A 2,926-nucleotide genomic window follows, 5' to 3' on the forward strand; every position below is an offset into this window, starting at 1 on the left:
TCGTTCGTCGATATGACCGATCAGGCCGAGGCACTCGTTCGGATTGCACTATGGGTGTGGGTTGCAGTCAACTACGCGATCGCGGTCACGCTGGTCATCAACACATTGTGTCTGCCAGCCGAGCCGGTACAGCAGCTCGAAGACGCGATGCTGGGGCAACTTGCAGCGGTCGACGCGTTTCTGGCAGGAATTGAGCGTCGAGAGCCGCGCGCGGGCGGCCCCGACTCGCGCAACGTCCAGGCCCGCATGCTGACCTTGCAAAAGCTGTTGCGCTTTTCGACGATGCGCGACGCTGAATTCCGACGTCATCAAACGTTCCATCTGGCGCGCGTCGCGACCGTGTCGCGCCTGTTCGGCGCTGCTGCTCATCTGCCAGACGACGAAGCGGGGGCAGCGGAGATCCCAGTTGGCGTAGCATCGGCGCTGCGCGACGCCTGTAACCACCTTGCCGGGACGATTCGCGCGGGACAGCGTTTTACCATGTCCGACACCTTGACGAACATGACGGAAGCGGACCTGCCAGGCGCGTTATGGGAAATGCACAATGCGTTGCGGGCGTTTGCCGATCGCCCGGCCGCGGCGGAGTCCACCGAGTCCGAACGCGAAAAGGAACGCCTTCTGGTGCCCGACGCATTCTCGAATCCCGTCTATGGGCAGTTCGCACTGAAAACGCTGTTTGCCGCGATGTGCGGTTACCTCTTTTACCTGGCCACGGACTGGCAAGGCATTCATACGATCATGCTGACGTCCCTGATCGTCGCGCAACCGAGCCTTGGCGCGACGGGTCGTCGTTCCATCCTGCGTATCGGCGGCGCCGCGCTTGGCAGCGTGATCGCGCTGATGATGGTGGTGTGGGTGGTGCCGCGCATCGATGGCATTGTCGGTCTGCTGCTGATGTCGCTGCCCGTGCTCGCAATCGGCGCATGGGTGACGGCGGGCTCTGAGCGGATCAGCTACGCCGGCACGCAGCTCATGTTCACATTCGCGCTCGCGTTGCTCGAGCAGTTCGGTCCCACCAGCAATCTCACCGAGATCCGCGACCGGATGGTGGGGATACTGCTTGGCGTTGCCATTTCGGCCGTTGTGCACGCGTCGCTGTGGCCCGAGGCCGAGGGCGAGGCCCTCCGTCAACGGGTAGCGCGGCTGCTGCACCGCCTTGCGGCGCAGATCCGTCAGCAGGGCGACGCCAAGGCGGCGCCCGTGGCGCTGTGGGCGGAACTGGCGGATTGCGAGTCGATGGCCGCGCGCGTTGCACTCGAGCCCGGCTGGCAACTGACCGAGGGACAGCAGGAAGGGTTTCAGATTCACGTGCAGACGATGCTCGCGCAGACGCGCGAGATTCTGCTGGCCGCCGATGCCTTCGACGCAGAACGGCGGGCGCAATCGGGCTCGGAGCGTGGCGTCGGGATGGTGGAAGCGCTATTCGCGGAGTCAGCCGGCGCATCGCTGGACATGTACGCGCACGACCTGACAGAGCGTCCCGAGGCCGTGCTCGCGCCGGCTCCTGTTTCGCTCGATCCGCAACTGGCGGCTTTGGCCCCCGATCAGCCAGCGCCGCAGTTACAAGCTGGGCACGGCGCTTCCGGGCGATTGATCGCACGCGCAAAGCATCTGATCGCGCAGGTTTCGACACTGCCAGGCTGGAGCGCCGCGTCGGCTGACGCCACCCCTTCCATACGAGTATCGCAAGCATGACCGTCTCTACAGTTTCGTTGTTGCGTCGCTGGCTGCGCTGCGGCGGAACCGCCGTATTGGTTGGCGCGCTTTCGGCGTGCGCGCTGATCCGGCACGATGAAAAGCCATTTACGCCGATTGCGGCAGACCAGATCCGGATCGCCGACGACATCCAGCTCAAGAGCAGCGAGTGGCCGTCGCAGCAGTGGTGGAGCGCCTATAGCGATCCACAGCTCGATTCGCTGATTGACCGCGCGCTTGCCAGCTCGCCGACGATCGTGATTGCACACACGCGCGTTTCGCAGGCAAAGTCGGATATCGATCTGGTGCGTGCCGGCACGAACCTGCAGGTCACGGCGCTTGCCGCCGTGGATCGTGAGCGTGTATCGGCTAACGGCTTTCTGGGCGCGTATTCGGGTAACGAGCCCGCGATCGGCGCGACGGGCCCGTGGTACACGGAAGGCATCGTCGGGCTGGGCGCGAGCCTCGATATCGACATCTGGGGCAGGCAGCGCGCGCAGGTCGAGGCGGCGATCGGCGTGCAGAACGCGCGGCGCGCAGAGGTGTCCGCGATCGAGCTCGAACTGTCTACTGACGTCGCGCAGCTCTACTACGGCATCCAGACGACCTATCAGCTGATTGACCTTCTGCAGCGGTTGCACGAGGTTGCTGCGTTCGCCGTCGATGCGCATGCTGCTCGCGCCGCACGCGGCCTCGAGCCGATGACGCAGACTGAGCTTGCGCGCGCGCAACTGCTGGCGACGGACAGGCAGATCGTTGCCGCACGCGGCCGTGTCACACAGCTGCGCGAATCGCTACGCGCGCTGCTCGGCGCAGGTCCTGACGATCTCCCCGACATCCGCCCCGTGCCCTTGCCGTTGCCAAAGGCCGCGCTGCCGCCGACGCTGTCCTATGAACTGCTCGCGCGACGCCCGGATCTGCAGGCGATGCACTGGTATGTGCAGGCGTCGTTCGACAAGATCGACGCCGCAAAAGCCGCGTTTTATCCGAGCTTCGATATCAAGGCGTTCTTCGGCGTCAACGCGCTGCATCTTGCAGATCTATTCACGCATGCGAGCCAGCAGATCAATATCATCCCGGGTCTTTATCTGCCCATCTTCGACGGCGGCCGGCTCAACGCGAATCTCGGCAATGCGCGGACCGGAAGCAACATGCTGATCACGCAGTACAACCAGGCCGTACTGAATGCAGTGCGCGATGTCGCGGTGACGGGCAGCAAACTTCAGGACCT

3 protein-coding genes are annotated in these 2,926 nt (G+C 64.3%); 2 read left to right on the plus strand and 1 reads right to left on the minus strand.

Annotation, left to right across the window (positions count from 1 at the left end):
- Positions 1–48: 48 nt before the first annotated feature.
- Positions 49–321, minus strand: a complete 273-nt coding sequence (locus VMJ11_RS34455) for a hypothetical protein (protein ID WP_414694358.1) — start codon at positions 319–321, stop codon at positions 49–51.
- A gap of 18 nt (positions 322–339) precedes the next feature.
- On the opposite strand from VMJ11_RS34455, the gene VMJ11_RS10110 reads away from it, so the two are divergent.
- Together VMJ11_RS10110 and VMJ11_RS10115 are read left to right on the plus strand one after the other, a co-directional pair.
- Entirely contained in the window at positions 340–1,695 is a 1,356-nt protein-coding gene (locus VMJ11_RS10110) for an FUSC family protein (protein WP_414694359.1), read from the plus strand.
- The coding region (locus VMJ11_RS10115; protein ID WP_325619276.1) for an MdtP family multidrug efflux transporter outer membrane subunit at positions 1,692–2,926 on the plus strand (1,235 nt) is incomplete at its 3' end. The genes VMJ11_RS10110 and VMJ11_RS10115, both read left to right, overlap by 4 nt.

The organism is Paraburkholderia sp., assembly GCF_035501035.1.
GTDB lineage: Bacteria > Pseudomonadota > Gammaproteobacteria > Burkholderiales > Burkholderiaceae > Paraburkholderia.